Origin of the sequence: Kribbella sp. NBC_00662, from assembly GCF_041430295.1 — a bacterium.
Taxonomy (GTDB): Bacteria; Actinomycetota; Actinomycetes; order Propionibacteriales; family Kribbellaceae; genus Kribbella.
This window is the reverse complement of the sequence record NZ_CP109029.1, coordinates 2,002,590-2,026,577: the sequence shown is the minus strand read 5'-3', so window position 1 is coordinate 2,026,577 and position 23,988 is coordinate 2,002,590. Positions and strand designations below refer to the sequence as shown.

28 protein-coding genes are annotated in these 23,988 nt (G+C 68.4%); 15 read left to right on the top strand and 13 right to left on the bottom strand.

The annotated features are described in order from the left end of the window. Positions 1–57: 57 nt before the first annotated feature. On the bottom strand, positions 58–564 hold the full coding sequence (locus OHA10_RS10245; protein WP_371405937.1) for an Lrp/AsnC family transcriptional regulator: 507 nt from the start codon (positions 562–564) through the stop codon (positions 58–60). 123 nt (positions 565–687) lie between these two features. On the opposite strand from OHA10_RS10245, the gene OHA10_RS10240 reads away from it, so the two are divergent. The 4 genes from OHA10_RS10240 (at position 688) to OHA10_RS10225 (ending at position 3,667) form a co-directional block, all read left to right on the top strand. Next, the gene (locus OHA10_RS10240) at positions 688–1,839 is read left to right on the top strand and encodes a PLP-dependent aspartate aminotransferase family protein (RefSeq protein ID WP_371405936.1); all 1,152 of its coding nucleotides are present in this window, start codon (positions 688–690) and stop codon (positions 1,837–1,839) included. A gap of 89 nt (positions 1,840–1,928) precedes the next feature. Further along, the gene (locus tag OHA10_RS10235; protein ID WP_371405935.1) at positions 1,929–2,285 is read left to right on the top strand and encodes a helix-turn-helix domain-containing protein; all 357 of its coding nucleotides are present in this window, start codon (positions 1,929–1,931) and stop codon (positions 2,283–2,285) included. Positions 2,286–2,288: 3 nt separating this feature from the next. Then, positions 2,289–3,278 (top strand): pyridoxal-phosphate dependent enzyme, encoded by a 990-nt coding sequence (locus OHA10_RS10230; RefSeq protein WP_371405934.1) that lies wholly within the window; start codon positions 2,289–2,291, stop codon positions 3,276–3,278. Continuing rightward, entirely contained in the window at positions 3,263–3,667 is a 405-nt protein-coding gene (locus OHA10_RS10225) for a GNAT family N-acetyltransferase (RefSeq protein WP_371405933.1), read from the top strand. Before OHA10_RS10230 ends, OHA10_RS10225 begins: the two co-directional genes overlap by 16 nt. On the opposite strand, the gene OHA10_RS10220 is transcribed toward OHA10_RS10225, so the two are convergent. Continuing rightward, entirely contained in the window at positions 3,654–4,529 is an 876-nt protein-coding gene (locus OHA10_RS10220) for a hypothetical protein (protein WP_371405932.1), read from the bottom strand. The two genes, OHA10_RS10225 and OHA10_RS10220, sit on opposite strands and share 14 nt — an antisense overlap. Positions 4,530–4,631: 102 nt before the next feature. Between OHA10_RS10220 and OHA10_RS10215 the strand changes: the two genes are divergently transcribed. Then, positions 4,632–5,834 (top strand): MFS transporter, encoded by a 1,203-nt coding sequence (locus OHA10_RS10215; protein WP_371407924.1) that lies wholly within the window; start codon positions 4,632–4,634, stop codon positions 5,832–5,834. Between the two features lie 35 nt (positions 5,835–5,869). Then, on the top strand, positions 5,870–6,799 hold the full coding sequence (locus OHA10_RS10210; RefSeq protein WP_371405931.1) for a DMT family transporter: 930 nt from the start codon (positions 5,870–5,872) through the stop codon (positions 6,797–6,799). Here the strand turns inward: OHA10_RS10210 and OHA10_RS10205 are convergent. Beyond that, positions 6,721–7,413: a TetR/AcrR family transcriptional regulator gene (locus OHA10_RS10205; RefSeq protein ID WP_371405930.1), complete on the bottom strand. Its 693-nt coding sequence runs from the start codon at positions 7,411–7,413 to the stop codon at positions 6,721–6,723. The two genes, OHA10_RS10210 and OHA10_RS10205, sit on opposite strands and share 79 nt — an antisense overlap. Positions 7,414–7,459: 46 nt before the next feature. Here OHA10_RS10205 and OHA10_RS10200 point away from each other — a divergent pair, with 46 nt between their 5' ends. After that, positions 7,460–8,371: an SDR family oxidoreductase gene (locus OHA10_RS10200; RefSeq protein WP_371405929.1), complete on the top strand. Its 912-nt coding sequence runs from the start codon at positions 7,460–7,462 to the stop codon at positions 8,369–8,371. On the opposite strand, the gene OHA10_RS10195 is transcribed toward OHA10_RS10200, so the two are convergent. From OHA10_RS10195 to OHA10_RS10185, 3 genes are all read right to left on the bottom strand, one after another. Further along, complete coding sequence (locus tag OHA10_RS10195) at positions 8,368–9,105, bottom strand: MBL fold metallo-hydrolase (RefSeq protein ID WP_371407923.1); 738 nt, start codon at positions 9,103–9,105, stop codon at positions 8,368–8,370. The genes OHA10_RS10200 and OHA10_RS10195 overlap by 4 nt on opposite strands. A gap of 118 nt (positions 9,106–9,223) precedes the next feature. Continuing rightward, a complete protein-coding gene (locus OHA10_RS10190; protein ID WP_371405928.1) occupies positions 9,224–10,186 on the bottom strand; it encodes an Abi family protein in 963 nt (320 codons plus the stop codon). Between the two features lie 121 nt (positions 10,187–10,307). Continuing rightward, positions 10,308–10,904 (bottom strand): LysE/ArgO family amino acid transporter, encoded by a 597-nt coding sequence (locus OHA10_RS10185; protein WP_371405927.1) that lies wholly within the window; start codon positions 10,902–10,904, stop codon positions 10,308–10,310. Positions 10,905–10,977: 73 nt separating this feature from the next. On the opposite strand from OHA10_RS10185, the gene OHA10_RS10180 reads away from it, so the two are divergent. Then, positions 10,978–11,865, top strand: coding sequence for a LysR family transcriptional regulator ArgP (locus tag OHA10_RS10180; RefSeq protein ID WP_371405926.1), 888 nt, complete (start codon positions 10,978–10,980; stop codon positions 11,863–11,865). On the opposite strand, the gene OHA10_RS10175 is transcribed toward OHA10_RS10180, so the two are convergent. Next, on the bottom strand, positions 11,816–13,021 hold the full coding sequence (locus OHA10_RS10175) for an FAD-dependent monooxygenase (protein ID WP_371405925.1): 1,206 nt from the start codon (positions 13,019–13,021) through the stop codon (positions 11,816–11,818). The genes OHA10_RS10180 and OHA10_RS10175 overlap by 50 nt on opposite strands. Before the next feature lie 99 nt (positions 13,022–13,120). On the opposite strand from OHA10_RS10175, the gene OHA10_RS10170 reads away from it, so the two are divergent. After that, a complete protein-coding gene (locus OHA10_RS10170; protein WP_371405924.1) occupies positions 13,121–13,750 on the top strand; it encodes a TetR/AcrR family transcriptional regulator in 630 nt (209 codons plus the stop codon). On the opposite strand, the gene OHA10_RS10165 is transcribed toward OHA10_RS10170, so the two are convergent. Further along, the gene (locus OHA10_RS10165) at positions 13,734–14,603 is read right to left on the bottom strand and encodes a hypothetical protein (RefSeq protein ID WP_371405923.1); all 870 of its coding nucleotides are present in this window, start codon (positions 14,601–14,603) and stop codon (positions 13,734–13,736) included. The two genes, OHA10_RS10170 and OHA10_RS10165, sit on opposite strands and share 17 nt — an antisense overlap. Further along, entirely contained in the window at positions 14,600–15,106 is a 507-nt protein-coding gene (locus tag OHA10_RS10160; protein WP_371405922.1) for an N-acetyltransferase family protein, read from the bottom strand. Before OHA10_RS10160 ends, OHA10_RS10165 begins: the two co-directional genes overlap by 4 nt. A 64-nt stretch (positions 15,107–15,170) precedes the next feature. Between OHA10_RS10160 and OHA10_RS10155 the strand changes: the two genes are divergently transcribed. Then, on the top strand, positions 15,171–16,274 hold the full coding sequence (locus OHA10_RS10155) for a calcium:proton antiporter (protein WP_371405921.1): 1,104 nt from the start codon (positions 15,171–15,173) through the stop codon (positions 16,272–16,274). Here the strand turns inward: OHA10_RS10155 and OHA10_RS10150 are convergent. From OHA10_RS10150 to OHA10_RS10140, 3 genes are all read right to left on the bottom strand, one after another. Beyond that, complete coding sequence (locus OHA10_RS10150) at positions 16,240–17,682, bottom strand: ankyrin repeat domain-containing protein (RefSeq protein ID WP_371405920.1); 1,443 nt, start codon at positions 17,680–17,682, stop codon at positions 16,240–16,242. The two genes, OHA10_RS10155 and OHA10_RS10150, sit on opposite strands and share 35 nt — an antisense overlap. Before the next feature lie 144 nt (positions 17,683–17,826). Then, on the bottom strand, positions 17,827–18,186 hold the full coding sequence (locus OHA10_RS10145) for a nuclear transport factor 2 family protein (RefSeq protein ID WP_371405919.1): 360 nt from the start codon (positions 18,184–18,186) through the stop codon (positions 17,827–17,829). Next, positions 18,183–19,220, bottom strand: a complete 1,038-nt coding sequence (locus OHA10_RS10140; protein WP_371405918.1) for an amidohydrolase family protein — start codon at positions 19,218–19,220, stop codon at positions 18,183–18,185. The genes OHA10_RS10145 and OHA10_RS10140 overlap by 4 nt, the downstream gene beginning before the upstream one ends. 129 nt (positions 19,221–19,349) lie before the next feature. Here OHA10_RS10140 and OHA10_RS10135 point away from each other — a divergent pair, with 129 nt between their 5' ends. From OHA10_RS10135 to OHA10_RS10120, 4 genes are all read left to right on the top strand, one after another. Next, entirely contained in the window at positions 19,350–19,775 is a 426-nt protein-coding gene (locus OHA10_RS10135; protein WP_371405917.1) for a hypothetical protein, read from the top strand. A gap of 13 nt (positions 19,776–19,788) precedes the next feature. Continuing rightward, on the top strand, positions 19,789–20,199 hold the full coding sequence (locus OHA10_RS10130; RefSeq protein WP_371405916.1) for a thiol-disulfide oxidoreductase DCC family protein: 411 nt from the start codon (positions 19,789–19,791) through the stop codon (positions 20,197–20,199). Further along, the gene (locus OHA10_RS10125; RefSeq protein ID WP_371405915.1) at positions 20,171–20,839 is read left to right on the top strand and encodes a TetR family transcriptional regulator; all 669 of its coding nucleotides are present in this window, start codon (positions 20,171–20,173) and stop codon (positions 20,837–20,839) included. Before OHA10_RS10130 ends, OHA10_RS10125 begins: the two co-directional genes overlap by 29 nt. Before the next feature lie 158 nt (positions 20,840–20,997). Continuing rightward, on the top strand, positions 20,998–21,492 hold the full coding sequence (locus OHA10_RS10120; RefSeq protein ID WP_371405914.1) for a hypothetical protein: 495 nt from the start codon (positions 20,998–21,000) through the stop codon (positions 21,490–21,492). A gap of 34 nt (positions 21,493–21,526) precedes the next feature. On the opposite strand, the gene OHA10_RS10115 is transcribed toward OHA10_RS10120, so the two are convergent. After that, a complete protein-coding gene (locus tag OHA10_RS10115) occupies positions 21,527–22,036 on the bottom strand; it encodes a DinB family protein (protein WP_371405913.1) in 510 nt (169 codons plus the stop codon). Between the two features lie 203 nt (positions 22,037–22,239). On the opposite strand from OHA10_RS10115, the gene OHA10_RS10110 reads away from it, so the two are divergent. Continuing rightward, complete coding sequence (locus tag OHA10_RS10110) at positions 22,240–23,931, top strand: DEAD/DEAH box helicase (RefSeq protein WP_371405912.1); 1,692 nt, start codon at positions 22,240–22,242, stop codon at positions 23,929–23,931. The last annotated feature ends 57 nt before the right edge of the window (positions 23,932–23,988 follow it).

The window sequence follows — 23,988 nt, the reverse complement described above, 5'->3', positions numbered from 1 at the left end:
GCAAACGCCTGGCGCCCGCCTGCCTGAGCCGCAGCTTGCCGGTGTGCGGCGGGTTGGTCAGTGGTGGGCGTTCGGCATCGCGCGGATGTGCTCGAAGATCAGGCTGGTCTCAGCGTGGCTGACGGCCGGATCAGCGGTCAGGTGATCGAGCACGAACTCCCGGAGGGCATCCGGAGTAGCCGCGCTGACGTGCAGTAGGTAGTCGTTGGCGCCGCTGACGTGGAACAGCGAGAGCACGCCCGGCAACGTCGGGACCTTCGCGCGGAAGCGGTCGATCTCGTCACGCGAATGCGCCCCGATCCGGATCGCGATCAGCGCCTGCAGCGGCTGACCCAGCGCGCCCAGATCCACGTCGGCATGGAAGCCGCGGATCACCCCACGCTCACGCAGTGACCGCACCCGCGTGAGACACGTCGACGGCGCGATCCCGGTCGCCTCGGCGAGCGCGTTGTTGGCCATCCGCCCGTCGGCGGTCAGCAGCTGCACCAGCTTCCGGTCGACCTCGTCGAGGCCGCCAGGCACCGGCCGCGGAGCCGGTCCAGGGCTCCGACGATCCTTCGGCATGCCTTCACTCTAGAGCCCGTCCACAGAATCCACAGCATGTGGACGACCCTGTGGACGAATTTTCTTCGGAACTATTGCGGCAATCTCGCAGAAGATTCCAAGCTCTGGGTCGAGGAGGCAGCGATGACCCAGCTCGACACGCGTTCCGTCCACGCAGGTCGCGACGACCTGGCCGCTCTCGGCGTCCACGTCCCCCCGATCGACCTGTCCACCACCTATCCGCTCCCCGACGTGAACACGGGCGGAGCGTCGTACGACTCGCTCGCCGGAGGCCGCGGCCCGGACGGCGGCAGCCTCGTCTACCAGCGCCTGTGGAACCCGACCGTCGCGCGCTTCGAGGACGCGCTGGCCGAGCTCGAGCACACCGAGGGCGCGGTCGCGTTCGGCTCGGGCATGGCCGCGCTCACCGCGTGCCTGCTCGCCAGCGTCGCCGCGGGCCGTCCGCACGTGGTCGCCGTACGACCGCTGTACGGCGGTTCGGACCACCTGTTATCCACAGGCCTCCTGGGGACAACCGTGACTTACACACAGCCGAGTGAGGTGGCCGGAGCGATCCGTCCCGACACCGGTCTGGTGATCGTCGAGACCCCGGCGAACCCGACAGTGACCCTCGTCGACATCGCGGCGGTCGCGTCCGCGGCAGGCGACGTACCCGTGCTGGTGGACAACACCTTCGCGACGCCGGTACTGCAGCAGCCGGCTCGGCACGGGGCGAGCCTGGTGTTGCACTCGGCAACCAAGTACCTCGGCGGCCATGGTGACGTCATGGGTGGCGTCGTCGCGGCCAGCGTGGAGTGGGTCGGCCGGCTCCGGCAGATCCGCGCAGTGACAGGTGGCCTGCTGCATCCGTTGGCGGCGTACGAACTGCACAGGGGACTGCAGACGCTGCCGGTTCGGGTACGGGCGCAGCAGGCGACCGCCATCAAGGTCGCCGACTGGCTCTCGGCGCAGCCGACGGTCGAGCAGGTCTACTACCCGGGCCTCGTCGACCCCCAAGGCTTGGTCGGACGTCAGCAGGCGGGGCCGGGCGCTGTGCTTGCCTTCACCATGTCCGGCGGATTCGAGGCAGCATCCCGGGTGGCCCAGGGCTTGCGGCTCATCACCCACGCCGTGTCCCTGGGCGGCGTCGACACGCTCATCCAGCACCCCGCAGCGCTCACCCACCGGCTGGTGACTGCCGAGGCGAAGCCGTCGGACGGTCTGCTGCGCCTGAGCCTCGGCCTGGAGGACCCCGAGGACCTGACTGCCGACCTGCAGCAGGCGCTCAACTGGTGAGCAGGAATCTGCTCAGGGCAGATCTTCGTACGGCCGACCTCGCGGAGATGGCACACTCGGGGTAGGACATGAGGCGAGGAGGACCAGACGTGTTGCTACGCCAGGTGATCGGGAACGTGTTCCGCCGCTTGCGGCGCGAGCGGGGGATCACCCTGCGCGAGCTCGCCGAGCTGGCCCAGGTGTCGGTGCCCTACCTGTCCGAGATCGAGCGCGGCCGCAAGGAGCCGTCGTCGGAGATCCTCGCCGCGATCTGCCGGGCCCTCGAGCTGGAGCTGTCCGATCTGCTGGCTGAGGTGCAGTTCGACCTGGCGACCGCCGTACGGTCCACGCTGCCGGTCCGGCTGCAGACGGCCGCGATCCGGGTCGAGGACCGCGCCGCGCACCGGATCCCGTCCGGCCCACGGGCGTACTCCGCAACGGCTCAGGCGTTCGCGCTGGTCGCTTAGTTGGTGCACTGGTACGAGAACCCGGCCGCGAGGTCCTGGCGTACGTCGCCTGCTCCGGCCGAGGTGTTGTCGTTCCACCAGAGCCTCCCGTCGTACCGCCCGACTCCGCTGACCCCTGTCCCGGCACTCGCCGCCGAGCTGGGGGTCGGTCAGGTGCTGGTGAAGGACGAGTCGCAGCGGCTCGGGCTGCCGGCGTTCAAGGCGCTGGGCGCTTGGTGGGCGATCCACCGTGCGATGCTGGAGCATCCGGGCGCCGCTGAGTTGGTCACCGCGACCGACGGCAACCACGGTCGTGCCGTGGCGCGGCGGGCGGCGATGCTCGGGCTGGCGGCGCACGTCTTCGTCCCGGACGTGGTGAGCGATGCCTCCGTCGATGCCATCAGGTCGGAGGGTGCGGCGGTTTCCGTCGTACCGGATTCGTACGACGCTGCGGTCGCTGAGGCCGCGTCGTACGCGGGGGACGATCGGCTGTTGATCCAGGACTCGGCGTGGCCCGGGTACGAGGTGATTCCGCAGTACATCGTGGACGGGTACTCGACGCTGTTCCGCGAGATCGACGTACAGCCTGACCTGGTGGTTGTCCCGATGGGTGTGGGCTCGGTGGCGCAGGCAGCCGTCACGCACTACCGCAGCGGGCCGGTCACTCCGGCCCTCCTCGGCGTGGAGCCGGCCACCGCATCCTGCGTCACCACCAGCCTCCTCGCCGGCGAGCTCCTCACCATCCCGACCACCAAGACCGTCATGGCCGGCCTCAACTGCGGCACGCCGTCCAGCCTCGCCTGGCCTGTACTGCGCTCCGGTCTCGACTACTCCATCACTGTCGAGGACGACGCAGCCCTCCAGGCCGTCGACGACCTGCAAGCAGCCGGTATCTCCTCCGGCCCGAGTGGCGCAGCCACCCTCGCCGGCCTCCGCGCGGCCCGCGACCGCTTGAATCTGATGGAGCACAGCACGGTTGTCCTGATAAGCACTGAGGCGTGCATACCAACCTGAGCTATGTCGTGCGCTTCCCGGTCGACGACCATGAGTTGTCCGAGCTGCATGCCGCGGCGTTCGAGAGCGAGCTCGAGGTCAGCGCGTGGGGTGAGCGGCTGGAGCGGTGGGCGCTGACGTGGGTTGGTGCCTTTAGCAATGATCAGCTGGTCGGGTTCGTGCAGGTGTGTTGGGACGGCGGGGCGCATGCGTTCGTGCTTGACACCGCTGTGCGTCCCGATCATGGACGGCGAGGAATCGGGAAACAGTTGGTGCTGACCGCGGCCGAGGAGGCGCGGAAGGCTGGATGTGAGTGGCTGCACGTCGACTTCGAGCCACATCTGACGGCGTTCTACCTGGATGCGTGCGGCTTCCGGCCGACCGATGCGGGGTTGCTCAAGCTCCGATGACCGTGAGGCGTTCGGTGGAGATGCATGACGTCAGGCAACGTTCCTTCGCGTCGCCGAGCAGATCCGCGGTCCACGTGGTGAAGCCGCCGTCGCCGAGCCCTTCGCCGTCGCGATCGATGCCGAGTGCGGTGCCGGCGTAGTAGCTCTCGCTCTTGGTCCGCTCGGTGTCCTCGGTGAACGCGACCCCGAGCGCCGGCCGGACCGTGTCCTCGATCCGCTCGCGCAGCGCCGACTCCTTGAACGCCGTGAACGTGAGCTCGGCCTTCTCACCCAGTACGTCGTGCCAGAACCGCAGGTGGTCGATCAGCAGCTCGGCCTCGGTACGACACGAGCCCGTGTCGCGCGCGCTCGACACCAGCACGAACAGCTCGAAATGCGCCGACATCCCCGGCCCGTCGAACGGCTGCGCTCGCACCACCCGCTGACAGGCAGCGAGGTGCACACGGTCCTGCCCTGCCCGACGGCGTACGGCGGCCTCGATCGCCAGCTCGTTGGTGGGGTCACTGGCGACCTCCGTACCGCGGATCGTGCTGACCACCTGGTGCTGGTTGATCGTCGCCATCGCCGAGCATGTGCCCAGCGGAGTCACCGGGGACAACTGAACGCCGTCGAACTTCTCCGGTAATGCCGCCCACAGTCGCTGCTGGGTCTTCACCAGCTCGCGCGGATCGATGGACGACGGGCGTACGAACCGGTCCTGCTGCCAGCGCTGCAGCAGCCGCGCCGGGGTCACCTTGGCGGCCCGCTCGCGGGTCACGTCGAGCAGCACCGACTGCAGCTCGGACTGGCTCAATCCGTCGACGAGGGCGTCGCGACTGCCCTCCGGCAGCTTCGCCCAGAACCGTTCGCTGACCTGTCCCATCGCCCTACTCTGACCGATATTCCAGCGGTTTCGCGCGCCAATTTCGCGTATCTTCGATGCATGAGACTGCCGAGCCCGCATTTTTGACGCACTGACAAGAGTCTGTTCGCCCGGGTCATTGCCTTCGAGGCGTTCCACGACTTCATCCCGCTCTACCCGCTGTACCAGCTGCTGTTCGCCGATCACGGACTGTCGGCTGCCCAGATCTCGACGCTGTTCGTCATCTGGTCGGCGACCGCGTTCGTCCTCGAAGTGCCTTCGGGCGCCTGGGCGGACACGTACTCACGGCGCAAGCTGCTGATCCTCGGCGCTCTCATCAGCGCCCTCGGGTACGCCGCCTGGATCACGCTCCCGTCGTTCGCCGGCTTCGCGCTGGGCTTCGTCCTCTGGGGTATCTCGTCCGCGCTGATCTCCGGCACGTACGAGGCGTTCGTGTACGACGAACTCGCCGCGCGTGACCGCACCGCCGACTACGCGACCGTCCTCGGTCGCGCTCGCTCCGCCTCGTTCGTCACGAACCTCGCGGCGACCGCGCTCGCCACACCGTTGTTCGCCCTCGGCGGCTACACGCTGGCCGGAATCGTCAGCGTTCTCAGCGGCCTGCTCCAGGCGGTCGTTGCGTGGACGCTTCCCGAGGCGCGCGCTGTCGAGACCGCTCGCGAGGCGGACGAATCAGGTACTCGAGCAGCCTTCGCCGACTACCTCCGCATGCTCCGCTCAGGTGTCACCGAGGTGCTGACCAGCCGATCGGTGCGCCGAGCAGTAGCGTTGGTGGCGCTGCTGGGCGGATTCCTGGCCTTCGACGAGTACTTTCCGCTGCTGGCTCGAGGGACGGGTGCGACCACCGAGTTGATCCCGCTGCTGATCGCGGGAACCGTTGCCGCGCAGGCGATCGGCAGCGCGCTCGCGGGTCCGGCGTACAAGTTGCCTGCGGCAATCTTCGCGGTGGGGCTCGGGGCGACGGCGGTGCTGATCGCGGCCGGAGCGCTCAGCGGGTCGGCGTGGGGATTCCTGCCGATCGCGCTCGGCTACGGGCTGATGCAGCTCGTGATCGTGGTGTCGGAGTCGCGGCTGCAGGACGCGATCACCGGTCGGGCGCGGGCGACCGTGACCTCGGTGTCGGGCTTCTTCGCCGAGGTCTTCGCGATCGCGGTGTACGGCGGGTTCGCGCTCGGCTCGCTGTGGTTCACGATGTCGGTGCTGGTCGCGGGGTTGACGATCCCGGTCCTGATCACGGCGTTCGTCGTACCGCTCGCGCTGCCGGAGCCGCGTAGTTCGGTCGCCGCCGAAGCGTCCGACACCTAGCCTCACATCATGAGCCCGGACTGCGTTGTATCGGCATGAGGAAGCAGGGTGTGCTGGCCGCCGGTGCGGCAGCGGTCACGGTGGTGCTGTGGGCGTCGGCGTTCGTGGCCATCCGCCACGTCGGTCAGGAGATCTCTTCCGGTGCGCTGTCGCTCGGGAGGCTGCTGGTCGGCAGTGTGTTGCTCGGGATCTTCGTGTTCGCCCGGCCGCGACGCTGGCCGGCCCGGCGGGACTGGAAGTTCCTGCTGGCCTGCGGTCTGCTCTGGTTCGGTGTCTACAACCTCGCGTTGAACGAGGCTGAGCGCCACCTCGACGCCGGTACGACGGCCATGCTCGTCAACATCGGCCCGTTGCTGATCGCATTGCTGGCGGGTGTTCTTCTGCATGAGGGCTTCCCGCGTCAGCTGGTGATGGGGAGCATTGTGGCGTTCGGCGGGGTGGTTCTGATCGGGCTGTCGTCGTCCGACGGCGGTGCCGAGACGTGGGGTGTTGTCCTGTGTCTGGTCGCCGCGGCGGCGTACGCGATCGGTGTCGTCTCGCAGAAGCCGTTGCTCGCGCGACTGCCTGCGCTCGAGGTGACGTGGTTGTCGTGCGTGATCGGTGCAGTCGCGTGTCTGCCGTTCGGGCCGACGTTGGTTCACGAGGTGGGTGATGCGAGAGCGTCGACGATCTGGTGGGTCGTGTTCCTCGGCGCGTTCCCGACCGCGATCGCCTTCACGACCTGGGCCTACGCGTTGGCTCGTACGACGGCCGGCCGGATGGGCGCGACGACGTACCTGGTCCCGCCGATCACGATCTTCCTCGGCTGGTTGCTGCTCGGCGAGAGCCCGGCGCCGCTCGCGTACGGCGGTGGCGCGCTCTGCCTGGTCGGGGTCGCGATCTCGCGCTACCGCCGCCGAGCTGTGGCTGCGATTCCCGCGGTCAGCGTGGAGAGTCCGGACTCGAACCCGCCGTCGAAGTCGTAGGCGAGGCCCTCGGCGCCGAGTCCGTTGATGATCCGGGTCAGCGTCGGTGCCTTGTCAGCAGGTAGGGCTCGTACGCGGGTGAGGAGGTCGGGCGCGAGCTCGAACGTCTCGGCCCTCACGGACGCCTCGCCGAGGCTGAACCCGTGGATGAAATCGATCAGCGTGTTGGCCGCCTCGAAGATCTGCCGCGGTGACAAGCCGGCGCGGTCGAGCGCGCGGTAGAACGGCTCCATCGTGACCACGACGACGTCCGAGACCGCCGACGTGTCGGACAGCACCTGCAGTGCGAGGTTCGGGTGCTGGCGGAGACCGTTGCGATAGGCACGCGCCGCCTCCTTGAGCTGCTCGTCCCAGGGAACGGCGTCGCCGGGGTCGGGTAGCTCCAGCCCGGCGAACACCAGCTCCGCGAGGCCGGCCAGTACGGCGGCCTTGTTCGGCAGGTGGTGGTACAGCGACATCGGGTTGACCAGCAGGGTCGCCGCGAGCCGCCGCATCGTCAGCGCGTCGATGCCCTCGTCGTCGACGATCCGCAGCGCCGCGGTCAGGATCGCCTCGCGGCTCAGCCGCTCCTCCCCGGCGCGGGGCCGCCCGGAGCGCTTGCCGACGTTAACCATACGCCGTATGGTACATAATCGTACAACGTATGGATTAGGAGGAGCGATGAAGCCGTTGGCGGGGAAGGTGGCGTTGGTCGCCGGGGCGACCCGGGCGGCCGGGCGGGGGATCGCGGTCGAGCTCGGCGCGGCGGGCGCGACCGTGTACGTGACCGGCCGGACCACCCGGAGCCGGCAGTCGGAGATGGGTCGGCCGGAGACGATCGAGGAGACGGCCGAGCTCGTCGACAAGGCCGGCGGGCGCGGTATCGCCGTACCGGTGGATCATCTCGATCCGGCGCAGGTGCGCGAGCTGGTGGCGCGGATCGAGGCCGAGCAGGGCGCGCTGCACATCCTGGTGAACGACATCTGGGGGCAGTTCGGCGAGCCCGAGTGGGACAAGACCGTCTGGGAGAGCAACCTCGAGGCCGGTTTGCGGTTGCTTGAGCTCGGCGTGAACACGCACGCGATCACGAGCCACTTCGCGCTGCCGTTGCTGATCAAGACGCCCGGCGGACTGGTCGTCGAGATGACGGACGGCACCAACGAGTACAACGCGTCGAACTATCGCGTCTCGTTCTTCTACGACGTGGCGAAGGGTGCGGTCAGCCGGATGGCGTTCGCGCTGGCGCATGAATTGAAGCAGTACGACGCTGCCGCCGTACTGCTCACGCCGGGGTGGTTGCGGTCGGAGGCGATGCTCGACGGGTTCGGCGTACGCGAGGAGAACTGGCGGGACGCGACCGAGAAGGTCCCGCACTTCGCGATCTCCGAGAGCCCGTCGTACGTCGGCCGCGCGGTGGCGGCGCTCGCGGCGGACCCCGACGTAGTGCGGTGGAACGGCAAGTCGACGTCCAGCGGGGAACTCGCGCAGCTGTACGGCTTCACGGACCTGGACGGCAGCCGGCCGGATGCCTGGCGCTACATCGTCGAGGTGGAAAGCGCCGGCAAACCAGCCGACACCACCGGCTACCGCTAAAGCCTGTACGGCGGGCAGACCTCGTCTCCGGCGCCCGCTCCCGCAACCGGCGTGACGTCGACCGGCAGGAGCTGCGTGCCGTCGGCGCCTGGCGGGGCACCTGGTCGCAGGGCGCTGCTCGGGTGCGCCGCTGCGATCGGGACCCCCATCGCGGCCGCCATCGCGAGCACCTCGCGTCGTGACGTCACGGCGGTCGCCGGATCGCGCTCGTACACATAGGTGAGCTCCGGCGACCGAGCCTGCGCCGGATGCACCAGCACGTCCCCGCCCAGGATCGCCCGCTCGGTCACCACCGACTGATGCCCAGGCGTATGCCCCGGCGTCGGCACCAACCGCATCCCGCGCAGCGCTGTCTCCCCCTCCACCACTCGCAACTGCCCGGCCTCCTCGATCGGCCGGATCCTGCTCAGGTACGTCGCCCCGCTCCGCACCTGCTCGACCTCATCCCGCTGTACGACGTACTCCGCCCGCGGGAACAACGGCCGCACCCCATTCGAAGCCCACCCCACATGGTCCAGATGCACATGCGTCAACACGACCGCGTCCACATCCCCGACCTCCACCCCAATCCGCCCCAACAAACCCGGCAATCGCCCAGCCACCCCCAACCACTCGGCCGCCTCCCCACCGGCCGGCCCCACCCCCGCGTCCACCAACACCACACCGGCATCCGAACGGACCAGATAACTGTGGAAATGCAACAACCATCCACCACTCCGAACGTTCCCGGGCATCACCTCTGCGGTCCAATCCGCATGCCCTGAACCCCACCCCGGCAAGGCGTCCGCCACACTCTCCGGAAACACCGCCACCGCATCACACAACACCGTCACGTCCATCAAGACCTCCCGGTCAAACCGACCACGGCCGCTCGGCGGCCCATCCGGCGGGGAAACCCAGTTCGCGGAGCTCGCGTCCGCAGGCGGGGATCTCCACAGCGATAAGCTCGCGAATCTGCCTGGCCCAGTCGGAACCATGCCCCAGGCGAGACAGCAGGTACCCGACGACGCACAAGGTCGAGTAGATCCGGAAATGTGACACCTGACGATCGGTCAGATGACGCAGATCCGGGATCGGCCGCAGGTGACTCGGAGCGAGTTGGTCGGCGAGGTTCGGGTTCCATAGCCGGGAGTGATGCGCGCAGACGTTGCGGACGTAGTTGCGCACGCGTAACCAGTTGGCCAATGCCCCTCCATTGCCGTCGCCGCGCCGGTCGAGAATGCCCACCCGTGCCGCGATCTCGCTCCGATCCGCGAACTGCAGCCCCTGGTAAAGGTGGCTCATCGCACCGAAATCGAGAATCTCGGTTATCACCCAGACCGGCAGCCGGCCGTCGTACTTGTGCTGGAAGTGCAGGACGAAGTCCTCGGACGATCGGGTCTGTGCCGCCAAGACCTTGCGCAACCACCGGTCGTACGTGCCCGGGTGCCGGCCGTCGGATCGAGTAAATCGGCGGTCGAGGCTCGCGGCGTCGAGATGGGCGTATGCACCACGCCGGCCGAGCGTGAATCCGATCATCACCCGGATCCCGATCTCGATCCGTTCCAGCGCGTCGAGAAGTTGCAGCTTCAGCCGCCGATCGGCGTCGTACAGTCGCACGACCTGCGCGAACGTCGTGCCTTCGATGAAGTGATCGTCGCGAAGCTGGCCACCGAGTGGACGTCGAAAGGAATACCAGTAGCCGCTGAGGCGGTAGTACCCGATGACGCTCAGCAGACGCTCCGCTTCGGCCTCGTCGTCGACGATGAGGCCCCTGCTCTTCAGCAGTTCGACCTGGCCGGCGAAGGAGAGGTGTGGCTTGGTGTAGACGGTCACGAAATGCCCCCAGGAAAAGAAAACCAGCCCGTGCCCTGAGGGGCAGAGGGGCTGGCCGTGTTGAGAAAAGCATACACCGGGGACCGGGCAGGTCGGCGCGAGAATGTTCTGCCTGTGGATATCAGGGAAGAAGCATCCAGGTCGCCAAGCTGGCCATGATCAGGGCTATGGCGGAGTCGAGGAACTGCCAGGCGCGGGGGCGGGCGAAGACCTTCGCGAGTTTGCCGGAGAAGAAGCCGAGGGCGAAGAACCAGCTGAAGCTGGCGGTGACGGCGCCCAGGCCGTAGAGCCAGCGGCCGTCGGTGCCTCGTTGGTTGGCGAGGGATCCGAGCAGGACGACGGTGTCCAGATAGACGTGGGGGTTGAGGTACGTGAACCCCAGGCAGGTGAGGACGACGCTGCGGAGCGCGGCGGGGGCGTGGTCGGCGGGGGTGATCGCGCCGGGGTTGAAGGCTCGCTTCGCGGCGAGGGCAGCGTACGTGTAGAGGAAGGCGGCGCCGCCGAACTTGGCGAGGTCGAGAGCCAGCTGGCTGCGGGTGAGGAGCGCGCCGAGGCCGAGGATGCCGCTGGAGATCAGGAGTGCGTCGGAGAGCGCGCAGGTCAGGACGACCGGGAGGACGTGCTCGCGGCGCAGGCCCTGGCGGAGTACGAAAGCATTTTGGGCGCCGATCGCGACGATCAGGGAGATCGACGTGGCGAATCCGGCGAAGAGGGGCATGTCTTCGACGGTAGGCAGTTCAGCTGCTTCAAACCAGCTAAAGATTCTGAAGTAGCATTAGGATTGCTTCATCATGCAGTTCGACTCCGTGCAACTCGAGACGTTCGTGGCCGTCGTTGACGAGGGCAGCTTCGACGCAGCGGCCCGGCGGTTGCGTGTCACGCCGTCGGCGATCAGCCAACGCATCAAGGCGTTGGAGAGCCGGCTCGGTCAGGTCGTGGTGATGCGCGGCAAGCCGGCCCGAGCGACGGCGGCGGGCGAGGCGCTGCTCCGGCTGGCCCGCCAGGTGTCCCTGCTGGAGCTCGAGGCGATCGCCGCCGTCCGCGGTACGGTCGACGCGCAGCGCATCCCGCTGGCCGTGAACGCGGACTCGCTCAACAACTGGTTCCTGCCCGCGATGCTCGACCTGTCGAAGACCCACAACGCCCGCTTCCTGGTGCACCAGGAGGACGAGGAACACTCGGCGGAGTACCTCCGCAACGGTACGGTCCTGGCCGCGGTCACCGCCGATCCGCGACCGGTGCAGGGCTGCCGCGTCGTACCGCTCGGGAAGATGCGATACCTCCCGCTCGCCACCCCGGAGTACGCCGAGCGCTGGCTGACCGGGAAACCGTTGCCGGAGGCCCTTGCCGAGGCACCGATGGTGGTGTTCAACGAGAAGGATGTGCTGCAGCACCGGCTGCTCCGCAAGGTGACCCGGCGGAAGCTGGATCCTCCGTCCCACGCGATCCCGGCGTCCGCGCCGTTCCACGAGGCGGTCCGGATCGGGCTCGGCTGGGGGATGATCGAGGACCAGCTCGCCGGATCCGAGCTCGCCGCCGGCCGCCTGATGGAAGTTGCTCCAGGCAAATACATCGACGTGCCGTTGTACTGGCAGCACTGGAAGCTCGAGTCCGGCGTCCTCGACGCGCTCACCGACGCGGTGCTGCGGGCCGCACGGGAAGGTCTTCGTACGTCGTGAGCTCGATCGCGTTGCCGACCTTCAGTGACATGTCCCGGATCATGTTCCGCCACGGCAGGTAGGGCATCATCCGGAAGGTCAGGTTGCGCAGCTTCAGAAACCACTTGCTCGCGGGGATGAACCACATCGCCCCGTCGACCGCCTGCTTCTGACAGGCCGCGACGAAGTCCTTCATCCGTACGTCGTAGGCCGCGAACGCCTGCTCGTGATCGCCGCCGGCCGCGTGCAACTCGCCGGCCAGCACGTACGCACCGACGACGGCGAGGCTCGTGCCCATCCCTGACAGCGGCGAAGCGCAGTACCCGGCGTCACCGACCAGCGCGATCCGGCCGCTCGAGTAGCTGTCCAGTTTGATCTGGCTGATCGAGTCGAAGTAGAAGTCCGGCGCGGTCCGCATTCCCTCGAGCAGCGTCGGCACCTCCCACCCCAGGTCCTTGAACTGCTCCTCGACGATCGCCTTCTGCGCCGGCACGTTCCGCCGGTCGTACTTCAGGTCCGACGAGGTGAAGTAGAACAACGCCTTCGCCTCGGCGTTGTTGCGTGCGCTGTAGGTGCCGACGGTCTTGCCGGGCACGTTGAAGATCTGACCGGTGTGGTCGAGGCCGAGGTGGTTCTCGACCGTGCAGACCGAGGCGTAGTAGCCGAGATCGTGGATGTACGACGACTCCGCGCCGAACGCCAACCGCCGTACGTTCGAGTGCAGCCCGTCCGCGCCGATCACGAGGTCGAACCGCCGCCGTACCCCGCTCTCGAAGACCACGTCGACGCTCTCCGCGTCCTGGTCGAGCGACACGATCGAGTCGTCGAAGAGGTACTCCGTGGTGTCCTTCGTCAGGTTGTAGAGAATGTCGACCAGGTCGCCGCGGAGGATCTCCAGCTCGCCGCTGAACGCCTCCGACGAGGTGGTCGCGGCCACCTTCCCGGACTCCTTCACGTACGTCATCGTGCCCATCCGGGTCGCCTTCTCCCTGACCTCGGACAGGATGCCCATCCGCTCGAGGACCTTCATCGACGCGCCGCGGAAGTCGACCGCGTAGCCGCCGGGCCGCGGCGCCGGGGCGCGCTCGACCACGGTCGGGGTGAAGCCGTACCGCTGCAGCCAGTACGCCACGGCCGGACCCGCCACACTCGCGCCGGAAATCAGAACTGTCGTCACCGGAACCCCTCCAGAAGTAGTTGGTGTGCCATGACTGTACGACGGTCTTAGACATCTGTGCAAGACTGTCGTGTGAGACGAGCGTGTTAGAGTGCCGGCATGGGCAATCGGGAGGCGCTGGTCGAGGGCGCGAAGGCGTGTCTGCTGGAGAAGGGCTACAGCCGGACGACCGCGCGCGACATCGCGACGGCGGCCGGAGTGAGTCTGGCCGCGATCGGGTACCACTTCGGTTCGAAGGAGACGCTGCTCAACGAGGCGCTGCGCGCGCTGCTGACCGACGAGTGGGCGACCGAGGTGACTGGTGCCGGCGATGGTTCCGATGCCGGTGACGGTGACAATGCGGGTGACGGGCGTGCGGCGGTTCTGACCGGGCCGCACGAGCGGTTCGTCGCGACCTGGCGTCAGGTCATCGGCAGCCTGTCGAATCCGCGGCTGAAGGCGTTGTGGGCGACGCAGTTCGAGGTCCTCAGCCTGGGCGCGAGCATGCCTGAGCTCGTGGCCGAGCTGACCAAGATGCAGGGGGAGGCCCGCGAAGGTCTGGCGCAGATGTTCGGCGGCGTGGACCCCGACGCGGACCCTGAGCAGGTCCAGGCGATCGGCTCACTCCTGCAGGCGCTGCTGCTCGGGGTGGTTGCGCAGAGCATGTTCGACCCGGAGAGTGCACCGACCGGCGAGCAGCTGGCTCAGTCGCTCCGCACGCTGGCCGACCGGATCAGTCCCAGCGCATAGCCATCGGGTTGTCCGCCGGGATCAGCCCGGCCGACATCAGTACGGCGCTCATCGGCCGTACGGCGTCGTGCAACTCGCCGGCGAGTTCGTCGCCCAGCGCCCGCCAGCCCTGATCGGCCAGCGCATCCGTGGTGTCCTCGACCTGCTGCCGCAACGCCCGCCCTGCGTCGGTCAGCGCGCCGTCGGCATCCAGCAGTCCGCGGCTGCGCAGGTCGTCTGAGGCGGCAGCCCATTCCTCGTCGTTCCACCGGCGGTTGAGCTGGAAGACCTCCTTGGCCGGGCCGCCGGCGGCGGAGATCGTCACCAACGCCTGACACGGACTGAGCTCAGCCGCGACCAATGCCGCCACATGTCCGTCGCCGCGGGACTCCCGCAGGATCGTGGTCGCGTGCCACAGCACGAGATGCGGCTCATCCGGCCATTCCAGCGTGGCGTTGGCCGCTGCGATCGGCCTACCGGCAATCGGCGCGAGTTCAGCCGCACGTCGAGCCAGCTCGGCAGCTCGCTTGACGGCGTCACCAGACCATACGGTTTGGTATGGAGGCGCGTCCGGGAACAGCCGCCGTACGGCGTTGTCCACAGCCGCGACGCGGGCGTCGAGGAGCTGTTGCGGGGTCGCGTAGGTCCACGCGTCCGGGAGGGAGCGGGCGACCATCGCCGGGTGGAAGTTGTAGAACATCGCGGCGACGAGCTCGGGCCCGGCCGCGCCGAGGGGCGCCGCCCGGCAGCCGAAGTAGCTCATCCAGCCGCCCTTCAGCCCGAGCGCGTCAGTCGCCTGCCGCGTCTCCGGGGCGAAGTACGTGATCGCGTGATACGGCTCGAGCGCCTTCCACATCCGGCGCGCCCGCATCATGGCAAGGGACGGTACATGACGTGTAGTCCGACGTACCCGAGCGTTGGGTGGTCGAAGGCCTCCGGGACGGTGCCGGCGATGCGGAAGCCGAGGGCCTGCCAGAGGTGTACGGCGGGTTCGTTCGTCTCGACCACTGCGTTGAACTGGATCGAGCGGAACCCGGACTGTCCGGCCCACGCGATCATGTCTTCGCACAGCAGCCGGCCGACGCCCTTTCCGCGGGCCTTGCCGTCGACCATGAAGCTGCCGCTGGCGACGTGCGCGCCGGGGCCGGGCCGGTTCGGGTACATGTTCGCGCTGCCGAGAACGGTGCCGTCGGCATCGACCGCGACCGTGGTCCGGCCGAGCGGGAGGTCCAACGGCGACATCCACATCGCCCGGGCGTCCTCCTCGGTGATGTGCGGGTCGTACGTGTACGTCTCGCGCGCGGTCACGATGTCGTGGAAGAACGGCCAGATCGCCGGCCAGTCGGCGGCGGTCGCGGTTCTGATCTGCACAGTCATTGTGGGAGAAGCATCACCCGACGTTCGCCGGATGCCAAGGGGATTCCCGATAGACTGCTTGGGGATGACAATCTCAGTGATCCAAGGGCTGCCGCGCTGGACGTTGGCCGTGCCGCCGCTCGCTTTCGTCGTCCTGCTGGTGACCTGGCATCGCGACCTGGGCACGTTCCTGCTGATCCTCGTCTGCCTCGGGCTGGGCGCCGCGGTGATCGCCGCCGTGCATCACGCCGAGGTCGTCGCACACCGCGTCGGGGAACCCTTCGGCACGCTGATCCTCGCGCTCGCGGTCACCATCATCGAGGTCGCGCTGATCGTCACGCTGATGGCATCGGGCGGGGAGAAGGCCGCGTCGCTGGCGCGGGACACCGTGTTCGCCGCGGTGATGATCACCTGCAACGGGATCCTCGGGTTGTCCCTGGTCGTCGGCTCGCTGCGGCATCGCGTGCAGGAGTTCCGCGTACAGGCGTCGTACTCGGCGCTGACGGTGATGACAGCGTTGGTGACGCTGAGTCTGGTGCTGCCGACGTTCACGACGAGCGCGCCGGGGCCGAGGTTCAGCTCGGCGCAGCTCGCGTTCGCGGGCGTGACCTCGCTGGTGATGTACGGCGTGTTCGTGTTCATCCAGACGATCCGGCACCGGGACTACTTCCTGCCGGTGCGTCCCGACGGCGAGGTCGACGAGGACGAGGATCACCACGCGGCCGCGCCGAGCGGACCGACCGCGCTGCTCAGCCTCGGGTTGTTGTTCGTTTGTCTGATCGCGGTGGTCGGGCTGGCCAAGACCGTGTCGCCGAGGCTCGAGTCCGCCGTGGAGTCGGCCGGCGCCCCGCTCGCAGTGGTCGGGGTCGTGATCGCGCTGCTCGTGCTGCTGCCGGAGACGGTTGCCGCAGTACGTGCCGCACTGCGGAACCGTCTCCAGACCAGCGTCAACCTGGCGCTCGGCTCAGCGCTCGCCAGCATCGGACTGACCATCCCCGCGATTGCGGTCGCGTCCATCTGGCTGAGCGGACCGCTTGTCCTCGGGCTCGACGGCAAAGAGGTGGTCCTGTTCGCGCTGACGGTCGTGACCGCCTTGCTGACTCTCGCCACCGGGCGGGCCACGCTGCTCCAGGGAGCCGTTCACCTCGCGGTGTTCAGTGCGTTCCTGTTCCTTGCGGTAAGCCCTTGAGATAGTCGGCGACCGCCTGTTGGTGGTTGTGCTCGGCCCAACCCAGTGCGTTCCCGTTGTAGTTGGGGTCGCGCAGCTCCGGATCGGCGCCGAGCTCGATCAGTTTTTTGACCGTGTCGAGATGACCGTTGAGCGCAGCGCGGTGGATCGGCGCTGATCCGCCGGAGATCCGGTTCAGGTCGAACCCGAGCCGCTGCAGCGGTTCCAGCGCCTCGGTGCGGCCGATCTCGGCGGCTCGAACGGGCAGATGACGTTGACGTGCGACCGCACGCGCGGCCAGCCCGGGATCGATGTCGGGTGTCTCACCGCGCATCGCGGTGGCGTACACCTGCTCGATCTCGTCCAGCGGCGCCGCGCCTCGCGCCCGGAGCAGCTCCGCGATCTCCGTATGACCTTGGACCGCTGCCAGCACGTACGGCCGGCTGCCGCCGTACACCGGATGCCTGGTGCCGAAGCCTTCGGGATCGGTGCCTTGGGCAAGCACTAGTTCGGCTCGGTGGAGCAGACCGGCCCAGGCTGCGAACACCAGCTCGTCCTCCAGCAATTGCCGCGGAGTCGGGTGCGCGGTGGTCATCCGTTCGTGCCACGGACCGCCGTCGCCGCGGCCCAGTCCGTACTCGAGCAGCAGCTCCAGGTGCACGTCGTCGTACGGCGGGGGACAACCGGGACCGCAGTTGTACATGGTCTGGCTGTCGTTCGGGTCGGCACCGGCGTCGAGCAGCACGCGGGCGAGCTCGACCCGATCGCGGTGTGGTGGTTGGTCGCCCTCGCCGCGGCCGAACACGCCGGTGATCGCGGTGAACGGTGAGGGCAGACCCTGCCAGAGGTAGCCGGCGTTCGGGTCGGCGCCGTTCTCGAGGAGAAGACGGGCGATCTCGATCTGGTTCGGTGCGTCGAGGCGACTGTAGGTGAGGTAGAGCAACGGTTCCCAGCGGTACGGTCCGCCTTCCACGGATGCTTGGGCGAGGTCCGCGCGTACGGCGTCGAGGTCGCCGGCCACGACCTTGGTGTAAATGTTGCTCTGGGCAATCTCTGGGAATCGTTCGAGAAGATCACGGGCGGACCGCTGTCGTGCCGGATCGTCCTGCCCGTAGTGCAAGGTCGCCAGCCGGAGGAACTCGTCGGCGCGCTGTTCCGGCGTATCGAGCGGGCCACCGACGGACTGCCGATGGGGTGACCGGCTGTAGCGGTCGACGAGCTCCAGGTGCCGAACGATCCGCGGCCAGCTGGGGAATCGGTAGCTGCGGGCAATGACCAGCTGTGCGTCCGCCAGCGTCTGGACGGGATGGAACTCGTCAGCGAGTGCAACGGCCTCGCGGTCGCCGGCGCGGACGCCCTTGAGCAGTGCCTTGGCCTGCTTGCGAAGGTGTTCGAGGTGTGGGTCGTCCGGAAGATTTCGGGTCGGCATCACCGACCTCCTCTCTGCGAGCCTGCTGTCCGCGTCGTCAGGCGAGAAAGGAGGTGAACAACTGCCACAACCGTGCTCATTCCAGGTGGGCTGAGCCCTTCCCGCGGACCGGTGGCACCCTGAGTGCCTGTCCGCGATGCTAGCTCAGAGCGGCTTTTCCATCCACCATTCGGTGAACTCGTGCGCCCGGTCCCGGTCCAGCCGGATCACCCACAGGTTGCTGAACTCGGCCGGCGGATTGGTCAGGTACGTCGTCCAGCCGCGGACGAACCCGACCCCGTCACCGAACCCGAGCACCTGGTACTCGAAATCTGTCTCGCCGGGACCGTCCGCGACGTCCAGCCACGCCGCCACGATCGCGTCGCGCCCGAGCACCGGCGCCTCGTCCGGCCGCCGGTACCAGGCGGCGTCCTCGGTCCAGAGCGCGGCGATGTGTACGGGATCGTTGGTCTCCCACGCCTTCCGGTAGCGCTCGACCCAGCGGTCGAGGTCCTTCTCCCTCATGAGATCCGGCGGCCGTTCAGTACGACGGCAGCCGGTGCCGCGAGTACTTCGGGGTGCTCGCGCGGGTCGGCGTCGTACGTGACGAGGTTGCCGGCGCCGGTCAGACCGAGGAAGTCCTGCGCACCGGTGGAGGCCGCGGTGAGCGCCTGCTCGACGGAGAGTCCGTGTTTCACCAGCAGGTCGATCTCGCCGGCGACGGTGCCGACCACGTCGGATCCGGTCAGCACGCGGACGCCGTACCGGTCGGTGAGCGGCAGGATCGATGCCAGGTGTTCGGAGCGGGCTCGGCGGCGGGCCGACTGCTCCGGGGTCTCGTTCGGGCTCGGGCTGACCGAGGCGCAGAGCGTCGGGGTCCACGCGCCGCCGCGGGTGCCCAGGGTTTCGAGGTCCTGCTCGGTGAGCGCCGTACCGTGTTCGACCGAGTCGATGCCGAGCCGGATCAGGTCTGTGACGTGGTCGGTGTTGACGTGCGCCGCGACCCGGGCGCCGCGCGAGTGCGCCAGCTCGACCATGGCCCCGACCACATCCAGGTCGTACGTCGGACTGACCTTGCTGCCGCGGATCGGACCGTCCGGGCCGACCTCGGGGAAGTCGCCGACGAGCTTCAGCCAGGTCGCGCCGTCCGCGATCTCGGTCTCGACCGCGGCGAGCAGGTCCTCCGGTGCGACCGGCTCGTATGCCTGCGGGAAGTAGCAGCCCTCCGGCGCGAGGAACCGGCCCGCCGCGAGGACGAGCGGGCGGCTGTCGTCGCGCGTGCGAGCCAGTTCGAGGGTCACCTCGCGGTTGCCGCCGACATCGCGGACCGCGCTCACGCCGGCGCCGGCCAGCTCACCGAGCCGCTCGGCCGCGAAGTCCGCGCCCTGCAGCACAGGACCGTTCGGGCCGGGCGCCATCGTCAGGTGGCAGTGCGAGTCGACCAGGCCGGGTACCCCGTACCGCCCGGGCAGCACCTCGCCGATCTCGCCCGGCCCGAACGTGACGCGCGCGGCGTCGCCGGCCGGAAGCACGGTTCCTTCGAACACCCAGGTCGTCATGGTTGCATCCTGCCTCAGCGGAGATCCAGGTCACGTGACCTCCCACTTGAACATGTTCAAAAAGCTGGCGTACGGTCGGAGCCGTTGGAGATTTGAACGTGTTCAAAAAGAAGTGGGGATGAGATGGGCATGACGGTGACGACGTACCTGGTCTATCTGGCGATCGCGGTGCCGCTGACGATCTGGGTGGCGCGGACGCTGAGCCGGAACGGGCGGATCTTCCTGGTCGACGTGTTCCACGGCAACGAGGACTTCGCCGACGCGGTGAACCGGCTGCTCGTGGTCGGGTTCTACCTGATCAACCTCGGCTTCGTGACGCTGTTCCTGCGCGGCGGCAGTTCGGTCGAGGATGCCCAAGGGGTGTTCGAGCAACTGAGCGTGAAGCTCGGGATCGTGATGCTGGTGCTCGGAGCGGTGCACCTGACCAACGTGTGGGTCTTCAACTCGATCCGGCGGCGCAGCCGGCTGGAGTCGCTGCCGACCCCGCCGGTGCCGCCCAACGACACGGTCCAGCCGCTGACGATGACCGAGCAAGCCGCGCGGTACGGGTATTGAAGGCCGCCGAACCGTGCGTGAGTTGACGGTGCTGTACGACGCCCACTGCGGACTGTGCCGCCGGTTCAAGGACTGGCTGGCGGCGCAGCGGCCGGCGTCGAACGGGGAAGGCGGTGTGGTGCGCCTGCGGTTCGTCGCGGCGGGGTCGACGGATGCCCGGGCGCTCTATCCCGGCCTGGATCACGAGGCGACACTGCGCGAGGTGACGGTGGTCGCCGACGACGGGTCCGTGTACGTCGGCGATCGCGCCTGGATCGTGTGCCTGTGGGCAACAGGGGAGCACAGGCACACCGCCGTACGACTGGCGAGTCCGGCGATGCGACCGGTGGCGCGGGCGATGGTGCAAGCGGCCGCGGGGCTGCGGCGGTTGACTGGAGGTGACTACGCTGACGGATGTGACGGACGGTGCGACCGCGAAGGGTGAGCAGACGCGCGAACTGATCCTGTCGACGGCGCTACGGCTGTTCCGGGAGCAGGGGTACGGCAAGACCACGATGCGCGCGATCGCCACCGAGGCCGGGGTCTCGGTGGGCAACGCGTACTACTACTACGGCTCCAAGGACCACCTGATGCAGGCGTACTACGACCTGCTCCAGGACCAGCATCGGTCCGCCGTCGAGGCGCTTCTTGCGTCGGAGAAGGCGTTCGTGCCGCGGATGACCGGCGTACTGCGGACGTGGCTGGAGGTGGCCGCGCCGTACCACGAGTTCGCCGGCACGTTCTTCAAGACGGCAGCCGATCCCAAGAGCCCGCTGTCCCCCTTCAGTGACGAGTCACGTCCGGCGCGGGAGGCGGCTGTCGAGATCTTCCGGCAGGTGGTCGAGGGGTCGGATCTCAAGGTGCCGGCCGACCTACGGGCCGAGCTGCCCGAACTGCTGTGGCTGTTGCAGATGGGAGTCGTCCTCTTCTGGGTCCACGACTCCAGCGAGGACGTACGCCGAACCCGCGCGCTCATCGATCGAGCGGTTCCGCTCGTCGATCGCCTTCTCCGGCTGACCCGCATCCCCGGCGTCCGAGGTGTGGTGACCGACCTACTCGGCCTCATCCACTCGATCAAACCGTGAAGCCCGCGTGGACCTGGTCCCCGATCTCCTGCACGACCTCGTCGTGACGCGTCCCTCTCAGCCACTTGGCAGCGGGTAGCTTAGGCGTGCGTTCGTGACCGTCCTCGCCGGGCAGCCGGCACGGGCAAGTACGCGCCCGCTGCGGAGGGGATCGACAGATGGTGATGGGGAATCAGGACATCGGTGCCTGGGACGCGGAGTTGCACCGCTCCGGCCGAGTGGTCTTTGCCGTCCGGCGCGCGCCGGCCTTCGGCGGGCTGGTCGTCGTGCTGACAATGGCCGGCATCCCGATCGTCTCGGTCGTCCGGGACCTCGACACCCGCGGCACCTGGTTCACGATCCGCGTGGCGCTTCTCGCCGTACTTCTCGCCGCTTGTATCGCGCTCGCCGTAATGTTCCTCCTCGGCCACCCGCGAGTGACCGTGAACGCCACTGGCATCCGCTTCGCGTGGTGGCGGCGGATCCCGTGGTCCGAGTTCGAGGGCACCACCCTCGTCACACCCACCAGCGGCCTCGCCGCCCCCTACCTGACGATCACCTCAACCCGCGGCACCAAACTCCATATCCCCCGAACGAACGTCGAAGATCCCCGCGCGTTCGCCGCCTGGCTCACGAAACTTCACACCCAGCACCACCTGAAGACCAGCAGCTGAGCGGCTGAGTCTCCGAGGTCGAGGGACGAGCCGGTTATTCCCCGGTCGCCCCGTCGAGGCGTTCGCGGAGGAGGTCGGCGTGGCCGTTGTGGCGGGAGTATTCCTCGATCATGTGGATGTAGAGGTAGCGGACGGAGTACGGCTCGTCGTAGCCGGGGCGGATGAAGGTGTCGTCGAGTGAGTGGTCGGCGGCGAGGGTGTCGGAGGTCTTGATGATCTCGCGGAAGTCTTCGACGTCCTGCTCGGCCTGGGCGGGGTCGGCCAGGTCGAAGTCGCCGTCGGGGTGTTCGGCGGTCCAGTACTTCGGGGGTGAGTCGTGGCCGGCGAGGGCGCGGTGGAACCAGTACTTCTCGACCTCGCTGAGGTGCCGCACGAGCCCGATCAGCGACATGCTGGACGGGTCGACCGTGCGCTGGACCAGCTGTTCGCCGGTCAATCCGGACACTTTCCACAGCAGCGTGCCGCGGTGGTAGTCGAGGAATCCCTGCAGGAGTACCCGCTCGTCGGCGGCCGTGGGTGGGTCAACCCGGAACTCTGTCGTCACGTGCAGAACCTAACCGTGTGACGAGAGTCCTGTGAATATCCGCCGGATGTCGGCCCCCGGTGCCGTAGACTGTTGGAGACGGCCCGCCCAGTTCTGCCTCGGGCCGGTGCGCGCAACTACTTTGCGCCAGCAGTCGACCACCACGCGCCGCGGCCCACCAGGCCGCGCCGGGCAGGACGACCCCCGACTTTTGGAGTACCTCTATGGCGGCCCGCCGCCCCACGTCTACAACCACGCCCACGCAATCCACCTCCCCGCGCCGCACCACGAGCGCATCCACGCAGGCGTCCACACGTCCGCGTCGCCGGCGCCGTTCGGGTGCTGCGCGCAACAACCAGCAGTCCGCGCAGCCCGTAGTCGCGGACAGCGCTGTAGTTGCTGAGAGCAATGACTTCGACACGATCGAAACAGTTGCTCCCGACAACAGCACGTTCGCCGAGCTCGGCGTACCGGCTCCGTTGGTCGCCGCGCTGGACGCATCCGGTGTGACCACGCCGTTCCCGATCCAGGCGGCGACGTTGCCGGATTCCCTGGCCGGTAAGGATGTTCTCGGTCGCGGCCGGACCGGGTCCGGCAAGACCTACGCGTTCGTCCTGCCGGTTCTCGCGCGACTCGCTGCGAGCGGTACCAAGCGCCGGCCGAACCAGCCGCGTGCGCTGATCCTTGCGCCGACCCGCGAGCTCGCCACCCAGATCCAGGCCTCGATCACGCCGCTCGCGGACACGCTCGGCCTGCGGTCGATGACGATCTTCGGCGGGGTCGGCCACGGCCCGCAGATCAACGGTCTGCGCAAGGGCGCCGATATCGTCGTCGCCTGCCCGGGCCGGCTGGAGGACCACATCCAGGCCGGTCACGCGAAGCTCGGCGCGGTGGAGATCACCGTGCTCGACGAGGCCGACCACATGGCCGACCTCGGCTTCCTTCCCGCCGTACGCCGGATCCTCGAGGCGACCCCGGCCACGGCTCAGCGGCTGCTGTTCTCGGCCACGCTGGACGCCGGTGTCGACGTTCTCGTCCGGCGCTTCATGACCAACCCGGTCACGCACAGCGTGGACTCGGCGCGCTCGCCGGTCACCAAGATGACCCACCACGTGCTGCACGTGCAGCCGGACACCCGGCTCCCGGTGCTGGTCGACCTGACCGCGGCACCTGGGCGCACGCTGGTGTTCACCCGGACGAAGTACGGCGCCAAGTCCCTCACCAAGAAGCTGATCGCCCAGGGCGTGCCGGCCGTCGAGCTGCACGGCAACCTGTCCCAGGGCGCCCGCACGCGGAACCTCGAGGCGTTCTCGGAGGGTACGGCGAAGACGCTGGTCGCGACCGATATCGCAGCCCGCGGCATCCACGTCGACAACGTGACGCTGGTGATCCACGCCGACCCGCCGATCGAGCACAAGGCGTACCTGCACCGCTCCGGCCGTACGGCGCGCGCCGGCGCCGAGGGGACCGTGGTCACGTTGATGACCGACGACCAGGTCCGCGACGTGCGCGATCTGACCCGCAAGGCCGGCATCGCCGCGACGGTCACCAAGCTCACCACCGGCGACCCGCTGCTGTCCGAGCTGGCCCCCGGCGAGCGCACGTACGTCGAACCGCAGGCCAGGCCGGTCCAGGCCGAACGTGTCGCGGCCTCGAGCGGCGGAGGATCGGGCCGAGGTAACCGCCGTCGGCGCGGTTCGGGCTCCGCTCAGCCGGCGACCGGCAAGCGGTCGGGCCAAGCGGGTGCCGGCCAGCAGGCCGGAGGCTCGCGCGGCTCCGGCCGTTCCAGGTCCCGCGCCGGATCGGGTAGTCCGAAGAGCTACACGACGAGTACTCCGGGGTCGGCAGCTCGCCCCGCCGGAGCCGCTGCGTTCTCCGCGGGATCGCGCGCCGGCAGCTCCCGCCGAGGTCGCTGACCCCACCGGTCGCTCACCGAGACGATCGGGGCGCAGGCACCCCCGGAACGCTACGTT